This is a genomic window from Neisseria sp. P0001.S005 (genome assembly GCF_051963715.1).
Window position 1 is genome coordinate 1 of the sequence record NZ_JBQCTZ010000275.1, and the last position, 3,752, is coordinate 3,752.

A 3,752-nucleotide genomic window follows, 5' to 3' on the forward strand; every position below is an offset into this window, starting at 1 on the left:
CAAGAACAGGAAAGCATCAATACCCACTTAAACGCCCTGTTTCAAAAAACCTTTGCCGTTGCCAAAGAAGTGCGTACCGACACTGCCGTCGGCGAAAACTCCGTCTCCATGGCTTCTGCATCGGTCAAAATGGCAGAGCAAATTTTCCCTTCTATTTCCGATCTGAACGTCCTCTTTATCGGCGCAGGCGAAATGATTGAACTGGTGGCCACTTATTTTGCCGCTAAAAATCCCAAGCTCATTACCGTTGCCAACCGTACACACCAGCGTGCGCAGGAATTGTGCGACAAACTCGGTGTCAACGCCGAAGCCTGCCTGCTGAACGAATTACCCGATATTTTGCACGATTACGACGTGGTCGTTTCTTCCACAGCCAGCCAACTTCCCCTCGTCGGCAAAGGCATGGTCGAACGCGCATTGAAAAAACGTCACAACATGCCTGTTTTCCTGCTGGATTTGGCCGTTCCGCGCGATATCGAAGCCGAAGTCGGCGAATTGGAAGACGCATATCTCTATACCGTAGACGACATGATGGACATTGTCCAAAGCGGTAAAGATGCGCGCAAAAAGGCAGCGGCAGCAGCTGAAAGCATGGTGGAAGAAAAAGTCAGCGAATTTATCCGCCTGCAGAAAAACCGCCAAAGCGTTCCGCTTATCCGCGCCTTGCGCGACGAAGGTGAACGCGCGCGCCGCCAAGTATTGGAAAATGCCATGAAGCAACTGGCAAAAGGCGTATCCGCCGAGGATGTCCTCGAACGCCTCTCCATTCAGTTGACCAACAAACTGCTCCACTCTCCGACACGCACGCTCAATAAAGCCGGCTCGGACAACAGCGAGTTAATCGATGCCGTGGCGCAGATCTACCATTTGGATCAACACGACTAACCACAATTTAAAGGCCGTCTGAAAGAAGCGAACCGACCGACAGGTCATATTCCAAAGCTTTCAGACGGCCTTAAAACAATAAAATCCCAATCATCATTTTTTCATTTAAAATGAAATGCTTGAAAAAAAACCGTTAAAGTGTAAAAATCCTATTTTATACATTTAAACAGCATTCAAACAATAAAACTGCCTGCCGGCTCAAACTCATGCCGACAATACGATAGGCACCGGCAAAAGGAACTTTCGTGAATATTAAAACAAACACATATCTGGCCCTTGCTGTTCTCTCAGCTTCTCTTCTTTCAGGTTGCGACAAAGTCAGCACCTTTTTCGACAAAGACGAAAATAAAGAACTCGTTCAACGCATTGAAACCAATACCGATGAAGGAAAAGTCGGGATGTTGTTGCCCGACTTCGCCCAACTGGTGCAAAACGAAGGACAGGCCGTCGTCAATATTCAAGCGACACCGGCGAAACGCACTGCGACACCGGATGACGACCACAGCATGGACCTGAGCCAATTCCCCGACAACGATCCGTTTTACGAATTCTTCAAGCGCCTTGTTCCCAATATGCCCGACATGCCGCAAGAAGATACTGAAAGCGACGCTTTGAATTTCGGTTCCGGCTTTATTATCAGCAAAGACGGTTATATCCTGACCAATACCCACGTGGTTGCCGGCATGGGCAATATTAAAGTCCTGCTCAACGACAAACGCGAATACACGGCCAAACTGGTCGGTTCAGACGCCCAATCCGACGTTGCCCTCTTAAAAATCGAGCCGCAAGAAGACTTGCCGGTTGTCAAAATCGGCAATCCGAAAGATTTGAAACCGGGTGAATGGGTAGCCGCCATCGGTGCACCTTTCGGCTTTGACAACAGCGTAACCTCCGGCATCGTCTCCGCCAAAGGCCGCAGCCTGCCGAATGAAAACTACACGCCGTTCATCCAAACCGACGTTGCCATCAACCCAGGCAACTCAGGTGGCCCGCTATTCAACCTCCGCGGCCAAGTAGTCGGCATCAACTCGCAAATTTACAGCCGCAGCGGCGGTTTCATGGGCATTTCGTTTGCCATTCCGATTGATGTTGCCATGAATGTGGCCGATCAATTAAAAGCCAACGGCAAAGTCCAACGCGGTCAACTAGGCGTGGTTATTCAAGAAGTTTCTTACGATTTGGCAAAATCTTTCGGTTTGGACAAAGCAAGCGGCGCGCTGATTGCCAAAATCATGCCAAACAGCGCGGCACAACAAGCCGGGTTGCAAGTCGGCGATATTGTCCGCAGCGTAAACGGAGAAGAAGTCCGCGCCTCCAGCGATTTGCCGGTCATGGTCGGCTCGATTATGCCGGGTAAAGAAGTGACTTTGAGCATTTGGCGCGGCGGCAAACAAACTGATGTCAAAGTCAAACTTGGCAGCGCAGCCGAACAAACGGAAACTTCTGCAAAAGAAGCCGAACACCCGCAACACGATGGCGGCCATGACGGATTTACCGTTGAAAACGCAGGCCTGACTTTGCAGGTTGAAAACGCAGACGGCAAACAACGCTTAATCGTTCTGCGCGTTAGCGGTGCGGCCGAACGTGCCGGCCTCAAACGCGGCGACGAAATTATTGCCGTCAGCCAAATCAGCGTCAATGACGAATCCACTTTCCGAAGTGCCTTGGAAAGCGCAGGCAAAAACGTACCGCTTTTGGTACAACGCGAAGGCAATACTTTGTTCCTCGCGCTAAATCTGCAGTAGTCCGATTTTTCAGACGGCATGATGATGTGTTAGATGATAAAATACCCATCTGTCAGAGGCGGTGGGTATTTTGTTATCCGTCTTCCAGTTTAGGCCGTCTGAAAATATTTCACCGCTTATATACAATATAATTATGCAACTTATTAATTATTCAAATTCTATTTTATCCATCGTCCCGGCAGCCATTGCGCTCGCCTTGGCCATTGCCACGCGCCGTGTATTGCTGTCCCTGGGTGTAGGCATTATCGTCGGCTCATTCCTGCTGGTAGGCGGTAATCCACTTGATGCCTTGGTTCACTTAAAAGACATGGCTGTCAGCCTGACTTGGGCGGACGGTGATTGGTCTTTGGGCAAACCCAAAATCCTGCTCTTTTTGGTGCTTTTGGGGATTTTCACTTCCCTGCTGACACATTCCGGCAGTAACCAAGCATTTGCCGATTGGGCAAAACAGCACATCAAAGGCCGTCGCGGTGCGAAGCTGCTGACCGCCTGTCTGGTATTCGTTACCTTTATTGACGACTATTTCCACAGTCTTGCCGTCGGTGCGATTGCCCGCCCTGTAACCGACAAATTCAAAGTTTCCCGCGCCAAACTGGCTTATATCCTAGACTCCACTGCCGCACCGATGTGCGTTTTGATGCCGGTATCAAGCTGGGGCGCATCGATTATCGCTACTTTGGCCGGCCTTTTGGTAACTTACAACATTACAGACTACACGCCAATGGGCGCATTCGTGGCCATGAGCCTGATGAATTACTACGCCGTCTTCGCATTGATTATGGTGTTTGTCGTGGCTTGGTTCTCCTTCGATATCGGCTCCATGGCCAGTTTGGAACGCGCCGCTTTAAATGAAATTCATGATGAAACCGTTGAAACAGGCCATCCCAACGGCCGTGTATTTGCACTGATTGTGCCGGTTTTGGTACTGATCGTCGCCACGGTTTCCGCCATGATTTACACTGGCGCGCAAGCTTCTGAAACCTTCTCTTTACTCAGCGCGTTTGAAAATACCGATGTGAACACTTCCCTCGTGTTCGGCGGCACCTGCGGCGTATTGGCCGTCATCCTCTGCACCATCGGCACCATCAAAACCAGCGATTACCCTAAAGCCATTTGGCAGGG

General features: G+C 50.2%; 3 protein-coding genes. All 3 read left to right on the forward strand.

Going from position 1 to position 3,752, the window contains the following annotated elements; genetic code table 11:
• The coding region (hemA, locus tag ACTHSP_RS18680) for a glutamyl-tRNA reductase (protein WP_440346654.1) at nucleotides 1-885 on the forward strand (885 nt) is incomplete at its 5' end.
• Nucleotides 886-1,130: 245 nt separating this feature from the next.
• Complete coding sequence (locus ACTHSP_RS18685; RefSeq protein WP_314512673.1) at nucleotides 1,131-2,630, forward strand: DegQ family serine endoprotease; 1,500 nt, start codon at nucleotides 1,131-1,133, stop codon at nucleotides 2,628-2,630.
• A 133-nt stretch (nucleotides 2,631-2,763) separates the two neighbouring features.
• Nucleotides 2,764-3,752 (forward strand): Na+/H+ antiporter NhaC family protein (locus ACTHSP_RS18690; protein ID WP_440346655.1); only part of this gene is annotated, 989 nt, incomplete at its 3' end.